Source organism: Citrobacter sp. CK198, from assembly GCF_030333295.1.
Taxonomy (GTDB): domain Bacteria; phylum Pseudomonadota; class Gammaproteobacteria; order Enterobacterales; family Enterobacteriaceae; genus Citrobacter_B; species Citrobacter_B koseri.
This window is the reverse complement of the sequence record NZ_JAOWGE010000032.1, coordinates 1-17,700: the sequence shown is the minus strand read 5'-3', so window position 1 is coordinate 17,700 and position 17,700 is coordinate 1. Positions and strand designations below refer to the sequence as shown.

The window sequence follows — 17,700 nt, the reverse complement described above, 5'->3', positions numbered from 1 at the left end:
CCTTACCTGGCAAGCAGCCGGTTCAGTTGATGCAGAATATCCTGCGTCTGGCTGTCCAACCGCAGTAGATAAAAGAAATAAAACAGCGCCAGCACGACGATACCGCCAGCCAGAACATGCCGGATGGTCAGTCGTTTGATAAGCTGATAGCGTCCACCCTGTGTTTTTTTATCCTGATGCAGCAGTGGAAAAGGCGCATCGCCACGCAGGGTATGCAGAACATGGTGCAGACGGCGGTATATCTGTTCAAATTCACCCTGATCCTGCGCAGCAACCCTGTAGCGTCCGCGAAATCCCAGCGAAAAGCACAGAAATAAAAACTCAAGCAGATCCTGATAGCGCTTTGGCTCGCGGATCAGGCGCTCCAGCAGTATGAATACCTTTTCGCCACCCCAAGCTTCGTTATGGAAATGCACCAGTAACGACTGTTTGATCCATTCATTTTTGTTCGACCAACCGTTACCCAGCGCGGCCTCATCAATAAAGGTGCAGAGAACATAGCGGAACGAAACAATCACGCCCGGCTCGTAGCCCTGCTCCTGCAATAGTTGCTCCACGGCCTGAACGTCCGTCACCACCTGCGCAAAAAGGTGTTCCGGCATACTCTGACTGTTCATCCCGTCCACGCGCATCACCATCCCCAACAGTGGCGTGGCAGCGTCAATCATCGGGTTTATGCTGTTACCACGCAGGGCCAGCCGGTACTGGCGACCGGAAAGGTTTTCGTTCGCGACCTGAGGCGCAGTATTGACCTGTCCCGGCGGGTTCCCTGTGGTCAGACAGTCAATGGGCGAAACGAACGGCTCGCTCATGGTATTAACCCCTTATCGCCCACAACTGTATCCCCAGATCCGGGAAGGTGCCGGAGATATGCAGCGCCAGCGCCCCGGCTTTTATCACGTCCTGCCAGGCCGCCGCGCCTTTATCCAGCTCGAAGTAAACAAAGCCATCATGGTACGGTAGCTGGCGCGGAGCGGCGGTTCGCGGCGTCAGCGGTACGCCCGGCACCTGCACGCTAACCATATCGCGGATTTTGTTGGTGGCCGCGATTTTTGACTGCTGGGTAAACTGGTGGATAAGCTGACTGTGCGGCATCCGCGCGCGTACCGCCAGAATGAAGGTGCCGGAACGCAACAGGGTCGGATCGTTAACCGTGGCGACATAAAACCCGTCAGAGAAGAGAAGCGGCAGATTTTGCGCACGCGGCATCAGTACGGTATTGAGCGCCCGGCGCAGTTCCGGGATCACGGTATCAAACGACTGCGTAAGATTGCGGTGGTCGTAAGATTCCACCGGACAGGGCAGACGACTGTCTTCCGTAAAGGTCATCAGCTCACCCAGCAACCGGACCAGATCCAGATAAAACGTTTCCGGGTGCAGAGTGCGCAGGTGAGTACGATGAGTGAAGTGCATCTGGCTGCGGTTAAGCAGCTGTAACATCATAAACTCAGCCACATCCGCAATACCGCTCTGTTCCGGCGAACCGATACGCTTTGCCAGATCGCTGGCGCGGTTGCTGAGAAGCCCCTGTACATCACCGGCAAACCCGTTCAGCACCGGGCTGACGCGGATGGCCTGACAGGTCGGGATAAAGCTGTCATCCATCACCAGCGCGCCACCAGACTGCTGGCTGAGAATACGGCACAACGGCAGTGTGACCATCGCGCTGAGATCGTCCGCGCCGCTGACGATTTTCGGTGCCAGTTGTCCCAGCGCGATGGGCTGCACGTCACCGTCATCGGAGTGCAAATCGCGAATATCGGCCTGCGTCAGGCGGTAACGCTCCGTTCCCTGTCCCGCGCTCCGGCGTCCTTCGATTTCACAGGTGATATCGCTGATAACAGGCAGCGCCAGGTAAATATCGTTACTGCCGGACCGGGAGAGATCGAACGGCTGATACGGCAGAGGGAGTTGATCCTGCTCCGGGATGCTGAACACCGTGCCATCCGGCATACAGCCCGTCGCGTAGTCCAGCATCAGTTTCCCCTGGGCAAGCAGCTCGGTATTGATCGACAGCGAGGTGAACCCCCAAGCAAAATCATCCTGCGCACTCATACGCTGGTTCAGCAAATATTCCTGATTACGCTGCTGCTGCTGGAAGTGCTGTGGCAGGGCAAACAGACCTTCCTGCCAGATCACCCTGTTTTTCATGGTCGCCATTATCAGTTGTCCTCTTTCTTCATTTCGATACTGCCCTGTCGTACATGTACCAGCAGACGGTAGTGATGACCCGTCCCTTCTACCGGTTCGATTTGCTTCCACTCAGTAGCCTGGTCGTCAGAGAAGTACGCCACGACTCCAATAAACTGTGTTTTTTCGTTCAGCCTCACTGGCGGCAACGTTTTTATGGTGTCCGGTAGCAGGTTAAAGTCCTGGTGGTCGATATAATTTTTCCCCAGCACTTCCGGCAGCGGCGTGCTGGCAACCGTGTCGTAGTCAGCCGCCTGCAACTTCGAGTCATCGCTCATATAAATAAGCTGCACATCGACCGCTGCCGCCTCACCGTTCGCATTGATATTCGTGTCAGGCTCGGTCAGCAACGTGACCGTCACCTCCGATGACTGATCTGCCAGTTTCCCGACCTGAACATCCGGGTTCTTAATCACCTGGCCGAGCTTTTTCACCGTTTCGCAGCCTGTCAGGGTGAGACTGAAAAGCACAACCACCATGCAGGAACGAAAAAAACGTCCTGTCATGCTTCCGGCTCCCGCTGTTTCTCGCGCAGTACCCGGTCATACACCTGGGCATAAACTTCGTTAAACAGCATTTCAAATCCCTGCTGGCGGCTGGAGGCCAGTTCGTCGTAGTAATCGCAGTACATCTGCCAGGCACCAGCATCATCCAGCGGCTTTCGCAGTTCATGGCTGCGCCGGTACTGTACAAAGCGGCGCATCAGGCTCTGCGGGGAGAACGCATCCAGCAGCACCCGCAGCGATTCAACAATCGCGGCCCGGTTCGCTTCCTCGTGATGCCGGACGTTACGCAAACTCTCGCCAACGGCAGCGGGTGCCGCCAGGTGTACCGGACTTTTACCTTCGGCAAACATCACGTCCAGCGCGGTGGTGTAGTCCATATTCAAGCGCAGCGGATTATCTTCCAGCGGACGTAAATGCTTGTCCGACAGGCTGTTACGACGCAGCTGTAGTTCAAGCAGCCCTTTTATCGCCGCCTGCAACGTCCGCCCCGCTTCCTCCAGAAAATCGTCGGCATCCTGTGAGTTACGTACGGCAAGCGAGCCGCCCAGCCCGCGCAACAGCGGGGTCACCGCAAGATGAAGCTGTGCGGTGTCTGCCAGGGACGCCGCCGCATCCTGTCCGACCAGGGGATCGGGATACAGTGGCGGCAGATCCATAAACGGAGTGTCGATCACACCATCCCTGTCAGGAACAGAAGATCGCGCAGAGACGATCCCTGAAAGCGGATCGCCCGCCACGGTCAGGCTTTCTGTCCGCAGCGCCTGGAGCGGATCGGCTGAAAAACTGTTGACCACGGTATCTGCAAGCTGGTGCATCCTGGGCATTCCCGGATACGCAGGCTGGCCGTCCGTCGTCAGTAGCGCGTCTGCCAGACGGTCACGGTTGGTGACGATGGTTTCCGGTGCCGCCATCTGCTCGCCGTAGCTGACCAGCTTTCCATTGTGGATAAATACCTTCAGCGCCAGCGACCCCAGAACGACTTCATCGCCCTGACGCAGGCGTACCAGCCCGGTATCCGTGGACACCGGTGCCAGATTAATCATCAGCCCCGGCACCAGGCTTTTCAGACAAAATGTGCCATCATGCATCACCACCTGGCAGGCACGATCGGCGACGGAGCCGGCCCTGTCCTGTACCGGCCAGTGGCAGGCGGGCGCGTGGCCGATATCCCCGCCATCGGCGGTAAACAGACATTTTGCGGCGCGTCCGCTCTCCAGCTCATTGCCGTTCATCACCTGTAACGTCAGTGAGAGTACGGGAGCGTGCGTTTTTTCCTCAGCCATTTGCGGTTCCATAAAATTAATCCCTGATGTGGAGGGTGACGGATGGCGGCATTTTCGGCTGGCCGATAAACGCCGTGCGTCCGATGCAGGATCGGAAACGATCGCCCAGCCGCATTCCCTTCGCCTGATCCGGCGCAAGATCAAGCTGCAAATCCCAGGCGAACTGATCGCGTAACAGGAAGGAGATAAACATCGTCAGCGCCTGGTGGTTTTCCCCATCCGGTAAAAAAGAGAGGTAGCGGGCCATTGAGAGGTTGCCGAGCCGTAGCAGAAATTTGCCACTGCGATCCGGCACTCTGGCACCGAGGGTAAAATTAACGCCAATCACCGAGCGGCCTGGCACATACCCGGCTGTTTTCCGTTTCGGGTTACGCACGCCCAGCCGGTTCTGCTGTGCAGGATCAAGGGGCACCTTACGCAACTGCCAGTTTTCGATGCTGACATCCGGCAAATCGAAGCAGTGACTGATCAGGTTGCATACCACATCCGGCGAGCGCCCGGGTGTTGCCAGTATCCCGGCGTAGGCCAGCATCTTGCTGTGGTTGATAGCGAGTCTGTCGCGCACGCTCGGGTTACCTAAGCCCACCAGAGCATACATCCGCTGTGAAAAAGTGTCGGTTCCGCCGTTGCGAAAACAGATGTAATAGCGGTACTTGCGCCAGGCGTGATAGGCAAACTGCGTCCAGCGGTGGCTGAACAGATCGAGGAACCCTTTCAGTCCCTCCTCATTCTGCGCGGATTCCCGCGCCATTCGATCCAGGTAGTAGCCGGGCAGCGGTGACTGGCTGCCGGAAAAACCCAGGAATCTTGTCGTCAGGATAAACTGCCCGCTTTCACTGCGTTCAAGCGTGCTCAGGTCGCTACCCGGAAAGGCAATACTGGCATCGGATTTGAACAGCGCCACTTCCTGCTCCGGTTCGGTACGCAGGGATGGCTCGCGATCAGGCTCACCATACCGGCGGTACAGTGACTCCATCAGCACATAAAAATTCATCCCGCGCACATCCGGGAGCGGTGTCGTTTCCCCTACATCAGGGCGTGCTGACCTGTATGTTGCCATTCCCAGGACTCCTGACTTTCCGTGTTAATAATTTTGAGGCAGTGAAATGAGTTGATGCTGGCGTACAGCGCAAAAAAGTATGACAGCACGGTACCCAGCAGGTAGATCTCGCCTTCACAGACAAAGGGGGCGGGATTAATCCACAGCGTGGTGGACAGACCGCGAACCGGCACCCCCTTAAACAGACGGTCAACCGGGCGGGATTCCATTTTTTCGATGGCATCGAGCTTCTGTGAGGAAAGCCGCGCCTGCTGTGGATGGTGGATACCCGGCATATCGAAGGTACGCAACACCTGGATCAGCGCCTCCCGGTCCAGCAGCGAGAGGTAGTTCAGATTCATGCAGGAAATCAGCGACCAGTGCATATCGCCATCCGTCACCGGATACAGCGGACGGGTCGGGCGTGTCACGTTGCTGAACGACGCCACCGCCGGATTTTTGTTAACAGGAACGCAGATATCACCGGTATGCAGTGATGCAGGCAACATCCGGTTAGTGCAGACCAGCGAGGCAGTGAACACTTCACCGCTAAGCCGGGAAGAGTCAGGCTGACTGCCATCCGCGTGGACAAAGGCAATGGCGTGCTCCAGACCACGATGAAACAGGGAGCTTCTGGTGCGGTGGTGCCAGTAGACGACTTCACGCTGCCGACTGTATTCAATCTGATGCTGAAACCCTTCAAATTCTGGCCAGATATGTATTATTTCACCAGGCTCAGGAGTATCATCCGACGCTGCAACCTTACTGGAAACCGTCTTCACCTGGAAAACATCATAGTGCTCCGGGTTCTGTTGACTGGCCCGTAATGCATATTGCGGTGAACTGTCGTCCGGCCTGACAGGCTCAGAATGGTGGGCGAACAAATTCACCACCGGCGTACAGTACAGGCGCAATGAATCTTTGCGAAGCTTGATATCCACAGGCAATGGCAAATTAAAATGCAAACGCAGTGTAAACGCGCCGACCGGGAAATCTGCCGGTAGCGACGTGACCCCCTGCAAATGAAAGAAGAAAAAGCTCTCCGGGTAGCAAAAATACTCCTGAAGCACGCGGTAACCGCTATGGACGTTTTTCGGCCACGGCAACAACGCATCTTCCCGTTCAAACCCGGCGGCATTCAGCCACAAATCCGGTAGTGGGATACGCCGCTCTCCAGCCACCAGTTCCGCATCCATTAACCGCTCACTGAACCATAAATAGAGTTGCTGGCGGGTATAGTCATCTCCGTTTCCCAGCCAGAAAGTGAGCTTATTCAGATCCAGTGTGCCGGGAGAGACGCTACCTTCGGTGAAAAAATCAATGTCAATGTATCCTTTTTTCAGCGTGCTGGTGTTACGCACATCGCGAATATGTAACGGTTGCAGCCAAGTATCACGTGCCAGGGTAAAATGGCAGACAGGAGACGGGGTAACATCATCCCCGGCCAGGATCTTACGTCCCGATGACGTCACGCGAATCGGGCCTGAGCAAATCAATTCATCACGACAAACCTGAACAGGCGCAGAAAACTGTGTCGCAACGGGGTTGTATTCAACCACGGCCATTGAAGGCACCGGACGCAGATAATTGGGCCACAGCATGTTGATTAGCCCGTTCGTAAACTCTGGAAACTCATCCTCCAGCTTCTGCCGCAGGCCACCGGAAAGGAAAGCAAATGCCTCCATCAGGCGTTCCACATCGGGGTCGCCCTCTTTCTCAGCCAGAAAACGGGCAAGATGAGGTTTTTCACGACCAAGAAGTTTGCCCAGTTGACGCAGATAATCCAGTTCCTCGCGGTAATAACGCTCTTCGAAGGCCATCAGTCTGACTCCACGCACCAGTGCTGGTGATTATCCAGCAGAATGTCAAACTCCAGAACATCCTGTCTGTCGCTGAAATCCAGATACGCCACAATATGAAAACGCAGTTCCAGTGGCGCATGGTGATCCTCTGTGGCAGCTGTCACCACCACATCCGATATCCGGGGTTCGTAACGCAGAATACAGTTCTGAATCGCCTGAACCATCCATTCCCGGATGTTCTGGCGTTCAGGTGACTCATCGTTAAAATCAGCGATCCCCAGCTCCGGCGAACCATGACAGCTACCGGAACGGGTGTTGAGGATATTGCGCAGGTTATCGCGTACAGAATACAACAACTCCGTTTTTAGGTGCTGGCGTGAAGGCAGTTTTTCCGCCCCCCCGATACGTTCAAACAGACTGCCCCCGAACTCCCGTTCCGTGATCACAACGCTTACTCCTTGTCCAGACGACCGACCAGGGACAGCTCAAATGATGCCCCCATATACTTAAAGTGGGGTCTGACGCTCAGGGCTACCTGGTACCAGCCTGGCTCACCTTCCACATCAGAGACTTCAATCTTCGCCTGACGCAGCGGTTTACGGCTGCGCACGTCAGAAGGCGGGTTCTCCTGGTCAGCCACGTACTGGCGTATCCAGCCGTTCAGCTCACGCTCCAGATCGCCCCTTTCTTTCCATGAGCCAAGCTGTTCGCGTTGCAGCACTTTGATGTAATGGGCCAGTCTGTTGATAATGAAAAGATAAGGAAGCTGCGTACCGAGTTTGTAGTTGGTTTCGGCCTCTTTACCCTCCACAGTGTTGGGGAAAACTTTCGGTTTCTGAACCGAGTTTGCGGAGAAAAATGCTGCATTATCAGAGCCTTTACGCATTGTAAGAGTAATAAAGCCCTGCTCTGCCAGCTCATACTCCCGCCGGTCGGTAATGAGAATTTCAGTGGGAACTTTGGCCTGAAGCTGGCCCATTGCCTCATATAAATGCACCGGCAAATCTTTTACCGCACCACCGCTTTGTGGACCGACGATATTTGGACACCACCTGGTGGACATGAAACTTTCGGCCATGTTCGCCGCCAGAAGAAACGCAGTATTCCCCCACAGATAATGCTCGTGATTTTTGCTGACATCCTCATGGTAGTTAAAGCTCTTAACCGGATTCTCCTCCGGTGCATAAGGATGGCGCAGCAGGAAACGCGGCGCCGTCAGGCCGAGATTGCGGGAATCTTCGGACTCGCGCAACGAACGCCATTTGGTGTAGGCCGGGCCTTCAAAAATGGCGGCAACGTCTTTAATGCCAGGAAGTTCGGTAAACGAATCCAGACCAAAGAACTCCGGCGATACAGAAGACAAAAACGGGCAGTGGCTCATCGCGCTGACGGCGCTGATATATTTCAGCAGCTTCATATCCGCGGCGGTGTTCTCAAACGCGTAGTTGCCAATCACTGCGGCAAATGGCTCACCGCCAAACTGACCAAAACCGCTGGAATAGACGTGCCGGTAGAACCCTGACTGGGTAATTTCTGCCGCAAATTCAAAGTCATCCAGCAATTCGTCCTTAGTAGCGTGCATGATGTGAATTTTAATGTTTTCACGCGGATCGGCATGATCAACCAGCAGTTTCAGCGAACGCAGGAATGACTCCAGTTCCTGAAATTCCGGGGCATGGAGGATCAGATCCATCTGGCGTCCCATACGCGTATCAATATCGGCGATCATGCCGTTGACGGCCAGAATATCGACAGACTCTGCCTCATCATCATTCTGCAACAGTGCGGTGATAAAGGCGGTCACACCCTGACGGGCGATATCGTAGCTTTCTGACGCCGGTTTAAAACGGGTCTGCGCCATGATCTCATCCAACAGGCAGGGTGTGGCGACAGGTGATGTAGAAGCGAGCGCTTCCGGTAAGGTGGTCTCTGACATACTGAAATCCTTGTACAAGTTATTTCCGACCCGCGAGGCCCAGCTCCGCAATCAGCTGTTCGCGGCTCTTTTCGTCAGCAAGCAGTGCCTGAAGCTGCGCACGGAAGGCAGGCATATTGCCCATTGGCCCCCGGAGCGCTACCAGCGCTTCGCGCAGTTCTAGCATTTTGCGCATCTCCGGCACCTGGGCGGCAATGTTGTCCGGTGACAGATCGGCCAGCGCTTTCACTTTCAGATTGACGCACATACGTGCATCAGGGGTTTCACTGAGCGCAGAGGGCACCGTAAAATCACGCCCAATACCCGCCTGGTCCAGTACGGCGTTAAAATTGTTACGATTAATAGCAACCGGCTGGCGTTCGTCCAGCGGAACATCATCCGCGCCACCGGTCAGATTGCCAGTCACCAGCAGGTTAAGCGGGAGTTCCACTTCTGCTGTCTGATTTCCCGTTTTCGGTTGAAATTTTATATTTACACGTTCTTTAGGGGCAATACTGCCACTGCTGTCATTTTTTCTGCTGCTCATAAGAATAGTCCATCAGATTGTCGTTCGTGCCATGAACACAGCATGTTTGTCACTACAAAAAAATTACTGATAATGCCGTTTCAGTGGCAGTAAAAGATAAATTTCACACTTTTCTCGCTTCGCATTTTACGCTCAATAAAAGAGATTTTAAAAGATCTTTTTCTTCGAATAAAACAGGGGTATGATTTTGTCATAAAATACGATGGCATGAGACTCAACGTAAGACAGTGGCGTCACACGCAAGGTTAGCAATACTCATGAAATAATTGTAACATACTGATTTTAAATACATTTAAAGATAAACCATAAACAATTTATATAATAACACCATATGAATTAATTTTATAAATGAGAAAAACTGATAACTTGAGAAATATCCAACAGATTTTCCTTAAAACAAGACAAACACTATATATATTTACAATTAATCATTCCTTACCACATAGACAATGAAATACATATAAAACGAATTTACCTGATCACCCACACATATATTTAGCTTAAATTAAAAAGATATTTATAAATATTAAACGTTGCGTACCGGTTTATCCGCAAACCGGATGCAAAAACATGATGCGACTCCCGGAGTGAGCCGCATTATTATCGGCCTGTCAGGAATTAACGGCAGACCACCGGAAATAGTTGTTAACAACACTCACAAGGAGCACTACAAATGCCAACTCCATGTTACATCTCAATAACAGGCCAGACCCAGGGCAATATCACCGCAGGCGCATTCACCGCAGATTCTGTCGGCAACATCTATGTGCAGGGCCACGAAGATGAAATGCTGGTGCAGGAATTTCTGCATAACGTGACGGTGCCAACCGATCCGCAGTCTGGTCAGCCAGCCGGTCAGCGTGCCCACAAGCCGTTCATTTTTACCGTGGCGCTGAATAAAGCGGTTCCACTGCTGTACAACGCACTGGCGTCCGGTGAAATGCTGCCAAAAGTTGAACTGCACTGGTGGCGTACTTCTGTTGAAGGTAAGCAGGAGCACTACTTCACCACCCGCCTGACAGACGCGACTATTGTGGATATGGACCTGCATATGCCGCACTGCCAGGACCCGGCACAGCGTGAGTTCACTCAGTTGCTAGCCGTTTCACTGGCGTACCGTAAGGTTGAGTGGGAACACATCAAGTCTGGCACTTCCGGTGCCGACGACTGGCGTGCGCCGCTGGAAGCATAAGGAAAGTCCACAGCATCCGGCCCTCACGGGCAGGGTGCTGTTTTTACATTACGCCGCAGGCAATCAATAAAGAAGAAGGTTGTCAGTAAGAGGTTACATTTTTACGGGAGATGGCGGACGCCGGAGACTTCGGCGGTAGCGTGCCTGAATGCAGCGTAACACTGTACTGTTACAGTCGCTGAACAGCGGGATGTCTTTTTTCTTGTCAATATTAGGGAGGTTAATATGTCGTTAAAAGGGTTGAGTTTTACACTGGAAGTGAGATAAATAGCTGTGCCGAATAGTAGAGCAATTAAAGAAAAAGCAGCCCGGATTGTACGATCTAGTTAATCGCTAACACCAACCGGACTGAGCGATGCGGATTATAACACCACTATCCCGTACCAAACGACGTCTTATACCGAAAACTGTTTAGAATACGCAGGATAAAAAATTACGCGCGCAGACCTATGGCTGTGCTGATGTTGCAGTGTGAGCGCATGAGAAGTATATTTCTCGTATAACGATATTTTTTGACGATTTACAATAAAATCAATGTGTTAATTATAGTTATAGTTATAATTCCATGAGCTTTTAGTCATCAATTACATGCAAACGGTCTTAATATGGAAAACGATTATTATAAAGTAACTAAAGATTTGATTCATACAGGGCTTGATGCAATATCAAAGTCCATAAAAGAATGTGAAAAAAAAGCCAGAGTAAGGGAGTCCATATTTTCTGACTTGCAAGAAGCTGGAATAGCTGTCAGAAAACGAAGCGACTGGAAAGCAAAAAAGGCCCCAGGAACTGATGGCGAAGACTGGAACTACCCCGCAATCGTGATACATCATGCTGGAAATAGTTACTCCTGTGATAACGATGGGGAAGTTAAAATGCGTCAGGCTGAAGAAACCGACATTAAAAGTTTTAATCATTTAAGTTATCATTATGCTATAGATTGCACAGGTATAATTTATGAAGCTCTGGATATAAGAGAAAAGGGTGCTCATCTAAAAGGTGCAAATACAGGAAAAATTGGCATAGTTTTTTTATCAGACTTTAGTTTACCAGGTGAAGCATCACAATATGGCCCCTCCCGATGGGGATCATTAAGTGAGTTTGCCGGGCAAGTGAAGGATAACTGGGATTCATCCGTTGATATACCAACCACTAATCAGAAAAAATCTATCGATGTTTTAGTTAAGACTCTTATAAAATTTTTCCCGATCACACAATTAGGAGGACATAGAGAGTTTGCCTCTTTAAATGATTTAGGCCGAGCTTGTCCAGGAACTTATGGACTTCAGATTGCAGCTGACCTCAGAACAAAGTTCAAGTTAATGGCCCCTTAAAAACAGTGGGTTAAATGTAAAATACATATACTTGAGAAAAATATCATATGCGTGTTTCTTCATTACGTAACTTTATTATTTGCCTGTTTTTATATTTACTAATTGGAATAGATAAGCAGCCATACTATGAAGAAGGTGATATGCCTTGGGTACCAATTTTTTTCATTAAACACACTATATCATCAAAATTAATCTTTGAAATCCCCGTTTCTCCTGCTGATATATTGAGGGATACATCATTAACTCAGGTCAAATATAATGAATTATACAATTACTGCCAGGTAAGGTATAGAACCGAACTATCCGAATGTAGAAAAGAAATAAAGAAAAAACTTCTTGCCAATGGATTCTACATACCAGACTGAATGATACTACTATCTGATATAATGACCCAGAGAAATCCATAAAACATGCATTTAGACTAAAAAAACAATCCAACCACAAGATAAGAATTGATATAAGTTGCGACATAAATATTGATGAAAGAATTGAATTTACAGAACATACTTATCCGATTCCCCACTCCTCTACTAAATAATCAAATAAAAATATTTCAACGAAAGAGCGTCATATAAAACCTTAATATATTAGTTCATATTATTGCTCTTTATTTTCAACTTTTTGATAATTTTCAAGAGAATTTGAGGTAAATCCGATGCCAACGGCTGGCTCGCTCCTCCGGGGACATAAGTTCAATTAACGGCATCCGGCCCTTACGGGCATGGGGCCTGAACGCAAGCGTAACACTGTACTGTCACAGCAGCTGACCAGCGAGCTGTTTTTTTTACTGTCACCATTAGGAAGGTAATATGTCGTTAAAAGGGCTGCGTTTCACACTGGCAGTGGGCGGACTGCCGGAAATGACCACTGCGGTGGTCAGTTTTCGACTTACTCAGCATTACTCAAAACCTTTCCAGCTAAAGGTGGATATTGCTAGCGGTCTTTCTGACCTGACAGCAACCGATTTTCTTGAAAAAAACGCCGTACTGACCATCTGGCAAGGAATGGAGCCACAACGCTATATCAGTGGTATTGTCTCTGCCGTAACCCTCAGTGAAAACAACCACTGGCAGATGGGGTACCATATAATTATCTCACCACCACTCTGGAGAAGCGGTTTACGCCAGAATTTCCGCATTTTCCAGCAGCAGGATATCAAGGCAATCTCCTCCACCCTTCTCAATGAAAATGGCATCACCGAGTGGACCCCGGTATTTTATGAGCCGCACCCGGCACGCGAGTTCTGCGTGCAGTACGGTGAGACAGACCTTGCCTTCCTGACCCGCCTGTGGTCAGAAGAAGGTATCTTTTATTTTGACTGGTGCACTCCGGAAGGGACGGAGCAAAAGCTGGTACTGTGCGATGATGTGGCGGGAGTATCGTCACTGGGAGCCATGCCATTTAATCCGAATACGACGGCAGAGGCATCTACCGAGCATATCAGCCAGTTCAGGTATCATGCGCAGATACGGCCTTCATCCGTCGAAACTCAGGACTACACCTTCAAAACGCCCGGCTGGCCGGGTTATTACAGCCGTGCCGGAGAGAATCTGAACGGCCAGCTCACGCAGTATGAAATCTTCGATTATCCCGGACGTTTCAAGGACGAATCCCACGGACAAGCGTTTGCCCGCTACCAGATTGAGGGCCGGAGACATGATGCAGAGATAGCAACAGGTTACAGTAACTCACCAAAAATGTGGCCAGGGAAGCGCTTTACCCTGACAGGACATCCATCAGTATCGCTGAACAGGGAGTGGCAGATTGTGGGTAGCGTACTGGCAGGAGATCAGCCGCAGGCACTGCATGGCAGTCAGGGAACGGGAACAACTCTCAGCAATCGTTTCGAGGTTATCCCGGCAGACAGGACATGGCGCGTTCCGCCCCAAAAGAAACCTTCCGTGGACGGCCCCCAGAGCGCCATCGTCACCGGCCCGGCGGGGGAAGAAATCTTCTGCGATGGGCATGGCCGGGTGCGGGTGCGCTTTCACTGGGACCGCTACTGTCCGGGGAATGAGGACAGCTCCTGCTGGGTACGGGTATCGCAGGCATGGGCGGGCACCGGGTTCGGTAACCTCGCCATACCGCGCGTGGGCCAGGAGGTTATCGTGGACTTCCTCAACGGCGACCCGGACCAGCCGATAATCATGGGCCGCACCTACCACCAGGATAACCGCTCACCGGGCAGTCTGCCGGGCACGAAGACGCAGATGACTATCCGCTCAAAAACCTATAAAGGCGGCGGGTTTAACGAGCTGACGTTCGATGACGCCACCGGGAAGGAGCGGGTGTATATCCATGCGCAGAAGAACATGGATACGGAGGTGCTGCACGACCGCACCACGACAGTGAACAATAACCATACGGAGACGGTGGTTGTGGGACAGACGGTGAATGTGGGGAGTAAAAAGGAAGGCGGTCATGATCAGACGGTGACAGTGGCGAATGACCAGAAAACAACAGTCGTCAATAATCAGATCACCGAAATTACTGAGGGAAATAAAACAACCGATATAGATAAAGGGGATCAGGAGATTACCCTTCATGAAGGGAAGCAAACAATAAAGGTAAAAAAATCCATCAGCGTTTCTTCAGAAGAGAAGATCGAGTTTATTTGTGGAGAGTCGAGCATTACCTTGTTGGAGAATGGTGAAATTACGATTAGTGGAAAAATAATTAAGAATACTGCGAAAGATGAATATCATGTCAATACCAAAAAATTATCAGCAGATGGTAGCGAGGAACAGGTGCTGACCGGTGGAATGTTAAAATTAAATCCATAAATAAATTAGTTAATTACCACATAAGGGAATGCGATATGGGCAAGGATGCAGCAAGACAAACGGCAGATACAGCCGGACATGATGGGCCAATAACATCAGGTAGTAATAATGTCTCAACAGGAGGTTTTCCAGCTGCACGTATGGGGGATACTTTTGTTTGTAAAGAGCACGGACCGGGTGTAATAAATGAAGGTTCTAAAACGGTTACAATAAATGGAATGCCCGCAGCCAGAAAGGGGGATAAGGTAGTTTGTGGTAAAAAATCATTACCTCCTACACAAGGGCCAAAATCGCCTGAATATCATTATGCGACAATAGCTAAAAATACAAATGAAGATGGCTCGGTAAAAAATCCAAATGGATCAAATGATTCTAAAACATATGTAGGATATGCAGTGTCAGCCTTATCGGATGAGGATGGTGACGGTCGATATGATAAGAGTAACCTGAAAGCAGGAATTCTGGACTTTCAACTAGATAATCCGATAGGTGATAGTGGTGCTAACTTTATTCTCGGCACTACTATTGGTAAAATTGAAATGACAGCTGGGACAACATCTGGGGAAAAAGGTGCTTCATCCTCGTTCGATGTAAAGGCAACGGGGCTTTCCGGGAATATTGGCCTTAGCGCAGGGACTAAAGGCGGTGATTATGGAGAGCTAAAAGCAGAAGGGACTCTGGGTACTGCGGAGGCTAAAGGCGAAAGTGTTATAATTCATGATGCTGCTGAACATCAATATGGCTTCAAAACCGAACTGGGTGCAGAAGCTGCACTAGCAAAAGGTGATATAACTTTTGATACCGAATCTCCTTTCTGGGGCCTGAAAGTGAAAGGTGGTATCTCTGGTACCGCGGGTTCAGTTGGGTTAGCTGGTGGGACTGGACTTTTATTTGATAAGGATGATGTTATGCTTAAAATAAATTTATCTGGTGATATAGCGTTAGGGTTAGGATTTGGTGGAGATATAGAAATCCAATTTGGTCCATTTTTTAATCATTCAACAGGTGGATCTGGTGTTATTCTTTCAGGTGTGACAACTGTTATTATTGGAGGTTAAATGAACCAATACACTAGAATACTTAGAATGTTATTTGGGGTTATAGCTTTTTTACTACTTTCCAGCATTAGTGTTATGTTAAATGATGATTTACAATACACTCGATTGTCAACTATATGCTTTCTTATCGGCTGTTATCTGTTTTTGTATTTTTTTGTATTCTCTCTTATTGATGCTGGCGTCAATAATATAGTATCGTTCCATCAGAAATATAACCAAGAAAATATCAAAAAATCATTTCTTAAAAGTTTCATTAAAGGAGAGAATTTGATATCTAAAGGATATAAATTAGCTTTTAATTTTGGTTTTCTAGTTGTGATGTATTTTATGTTAAAAAATGAAATGTAGATAGTCCAGAGAGAGTCATTATAATGAAAGAAAGCAATAATAAACCATCCTTCCCAGAGTCAGTAACATATAGTTTTGAATACCAGAAAGAACATTTTTGGAGATGCCGTTATACATCCTCAGAGGTAACAAGCTTATATTATAAAATATTACTCCCACTAGATGTAAAACCGGTTAGCATTAAACCTGAGCTAATCGCAGGAACCAATAATCTCTATGCTATTGGTTGCTATCAGACTATTTTTGGAGAAAAATATCCATTTATAGAAATTGATATAGCCTATGAGCATATAAATAATGACATTGATGCCAGCGACTGGGGTGAATATATATTAGATCTTTTAGGTGAAGAAATTATCTATCGCAAAGATTATTATAGTGCTAGTGGACGGCATGCTGACTTTTTGACTAAGAAATATATTGACGGGAAAATTGTGATATCAAGAGTCAGAGTATTTAAAAACTATGATTTTGAGCGTAAAGGAGCCAACGTGATCATAGTTAAAGCCAGTTGCAGCGGAGATGATTATGAAATATTGGCTGAAGATCTCTTTCATTGCGTGAAATTTTTCACTTTAACTAATGACTCAAAATGGCATTTAGCAGAAGAACTAAAGAGCATAAATATGGATGTACCTGCAAACTATTCCTTTTATTACCCCGCATCATGGCAATATTCTGAGCGATATAATGATGAAAAGATAAGCTATTATTCGTTATCTTTAAAAGAGAAAAGTAATATTTATGGTATTATTGATGGCTATTTCTTATACTGTGATGCGGCAATCAATAAAGAACAGGTTTGCAGACTAATTGTCAGCCAACTAAAAGAAAATAATTATTTTGATATTGATAAAATTTCACTAAGAGAATGCAAATATATTTTCAATAAGCACATTACGGAATTATGGACTGATGAGTTAAAAGTAAATAATGCAAAAAATGGGGAAAGTATGTTAGCTATTTTTGCTGGTAAAATTCAGGAAAGTTGGTTCTATATGATAGGTTCGCTTCCCCCCAGAAAACAGAACTTCGAATCATGGGCAGCAGGAAAAAGAGCTATAGATATTATCTTAAATTCACTTAATAACTACGACTTAGAGTATGAAGATCAGTTTTATATTGAGCATTGATGTAGCACTCAATAGATCCAATAATTTAACCGAGTAGATTCATACTTTCGCCCTGGTAGCGTGCCTGAATGCGAGCGTAACACTGTACTGTCACAGCCGCTGAACAGCGGGATATCTTTTTTCTTGTCAATATTAGGGAGGTTAATATGTCGTTAAAAGGGTTGAATTTTATACTGGAAGTGGGATAAATAGCTGTGCCGAACAGTAGAGCAATTAAAGAAAAAACAGCCCGGATTGCACGATCTGGTCAATCGCTAAATAAAAACAAATCACGAACCGGACTGAGCGATGCCGATTATAACACCACTATCCCGTACCAAACGACGTCTTATACCAAAAACTGTTTAGAACACGCAGGATAAAAAATTACGCGCGCAGACCTATGGCTGTGCTGATGTTGCAGTGTTAGCGCATGAGAAGTATATTTCTCGTACAACGATATTTTTTGACGATTTACAATAAAATAAATGTGTTAATTATAGTTATAATGATAATTCCATGAGCTTTTAGTCATCAATTACATGCAAACGGTCTTAATATGGAAAACGATTATTATAAAGTAACTAAAGA

Annotated in this window: 14 protein-coding genes; 5 read left to right on the top strand and 9 right to left on the bottom strand. The window is 48.6% G+C overall.

What is annotated here, in order from left to right; all coding sequences use genetic code 11:
• Nucleotides 1-2: 2 nt before the first annotated feature.
• The 9 genes from icmH to tssB are packed head-to-tail and all read right to left on the bottom strand — an operon-like array spanning nucleotide 3 to nucleotide 9,282.
• Complete coding sequence (gene icmH, locus OGY62_RS14570; RefSeq protein WP_227657306.1) at nucleotides 3-812, bottom strand: type IVB secretion system protein IcmH/DotU; 810 nt, start codon at nucleotides 810-812, stop codon at nucleotides 3-5.
• 4 nt (nucleotides 813-816) lie between these two features.
• Complete coding sequence (tssK, locus tag OGY62_RS14565; protein WP_248623392.1) at nucleotides 817-2,160, bottom strand: type VI secretion system baseplate subunit TssK; 1,344 nt, start codon at nucleotides 2,158-2,160, stop codon at nucleotides 817-819.
• A 2-nt stretch (nucleotides 2,161-2,162) separates the two neighbouring features.
• Nucleotides 2,163-2,669: a type VI secretion system lipoprotein TssJ gene (gene tssJ / locus OGY62_RS14560; protein WP_375379923.1), complete on the bottom strand. Its 507-nt coding sequence runs from the start codon at nucleotides 2,667-2,669 to the stop codon at nucleotides 2,163-2,165.
• Nucleotides 2,670-2,692: 23 nt separating this feature from the next.
• The gene (gene tagH, locus OGY62_RS14555) at nucleotides 2,693-3,979 is read right to left on the bottom strand and encodes a type VI secretion system-associated FHA domain protein TagH (protein WP_200029758.1); all 1,287 of its coding nucleotides are present in this window, start codon (nucleotides 3,977-3,979) and stop codon (nucleotides 2,693-2,695) included.
• 16 nt (nucleotides 3,980-3,995) lie between these two features.
• On the bottom strand, nucleotides 3,996-5,039 hold the full coding sequence (gene tssG / locus OGY62_RS14550) for a type VI secretion system baseplate subunit TssG (RefSeq protein WP_134769063.1): 1,044 nt from the start codon (nucleotides 5,037-5,039) through the stop codon (nucleotides 3,996-3,998).
• The gene (tssF, locus tag OGY62_RS14545; RefSeq protein ID WP_286460145.1) at nucleotides 5,006-6,838 is read right to left on the bottom strand and encodes a type VI secretion system baseplate subunit TssF; all 1,833 of its coding nucleotides are present in this window, start codon (nucleotides 6,836-6,838) and stop codon (nucleotides 5,006-5,008) included. The genes tssG and tssF overlap by 34 nt, the downstream gene beginning before the upstream one ends.
• Nucleotides 6,838-7,263 (bottom strand): type VI secretion system baseplate subunit TssE, encoded by a 426-nt coding sequence (gene tssE / locus OGY62_RS14540; RefSeq protein WP_125337101.1) that lies wholly within the window; start codon nucleotides 7,261-7,263, stop codon nucleotides 6,838-6,840. Before tssE ends, tssF begins: the two co-directional genes overlap by 1 nt.
• A gap of 8 nt (nucleotides 7,264-7,271) precedes the next feature.
• On the bottom strand, nucleotides 7,272-8,756 hold the full coding sequence (gene tssC, locus OGY62_RS14535) for a type VI secretion system contractile sheath large subunit (protein WP_058668095.1): 1,485 nt from the start codon (nucleotides 8,754-8,756) through the stop codon (nucleotides 7,272-7,274).
• A gap of 19 nt (nucleotides 8,757-8,775) precedes the next feature.
• Nucleotides 8,776-9,282, bottom strand: a complete 507-nt coding sequence (gene tssB / locus OGY62_RS14530; RefSeq protein ID WP_286460144.1) for a type VI secretion system contractile sheath small subunit — start codon at nucleotides 9,280-9,282, stop codon at nucleotides 8,776-8,778.
• Between the two features lie 673 nt (nucleotides 9,283-9,955).
• Here tssB and OGY62_RS14525 point away from each other — a divergent pair.
• The 5 genes from OGY62_RS14525 to OGY62_RS14505 all read left to right on the top strand — a co-directional run bounded on the left by OGY62_RS14525 (nucleotide 9,956) and on the right by OGY62_RS14505 (nucleotide 17,130).
• A complete protein-coding gene (locus OGY62_RS14525; protein WP_058668097.1) occupies nucleotides 9,956-10,474 on the top strand; it encodes an Hcp family type VI secretion system effector in 519 nt (172 codons plus the stop codon).
• A gap of 605 nt (nucleotides 10,475-11,079) precedes the next feature.
• Entirely contained in the window at nucleotides 11,080-11,808 is a 729-nt protein-coding gene (locus tag OGY62_RS14520; protein ID WP_200029778.1) for a peptidoglycan recognition protein family protein, read from the top strand.
• 809 nt (nucleotides 11,809-12,617) lie between these two features.
• Nucleotides 12,618-14,591 carry a type VI secretion system Vgr family protein gene (locus OGY62_RS14515; RefSeq protein WP_286460142.1) on the top strand — a complete coding sequence of 658 codons (1,974 nt, stop codon included), beginning with the start codon at nucleotides 12,618-12,620 and terminating at the stop codon, nucleotides 14,589-14,591.
• A gap of 35 nt (nucleotides 14,592-14,626) precedes the next feature.
• Nucleotides 14,627-15,649, top strand: coding sequence for a PAAR domain-containing protein (locus tag OGY62_RS14510; RefSeq protein WP_286460141.1), 1,023 nt, complete (start codon nucleotides 14,627-14,629; stop codon nucleotides 15,647-15,649).
• Between the two features lie 371 nt (nucleotides 15,650-16,020).
• Nucleotides 16,021-17,130 (top strand): hypothetical protein, encoded by a 1,110-nt coding sequence (locus OGY62_RS14505; protein ID WP_286460140.1) that lies wholly within the window; start codon nucleotides 16,021-16,023, stop codon nucleotides 17,128-17,130.
• The last annotated feature ends 570 nt before the right edge of the window (nucleotides 17,131-17,700 follow it).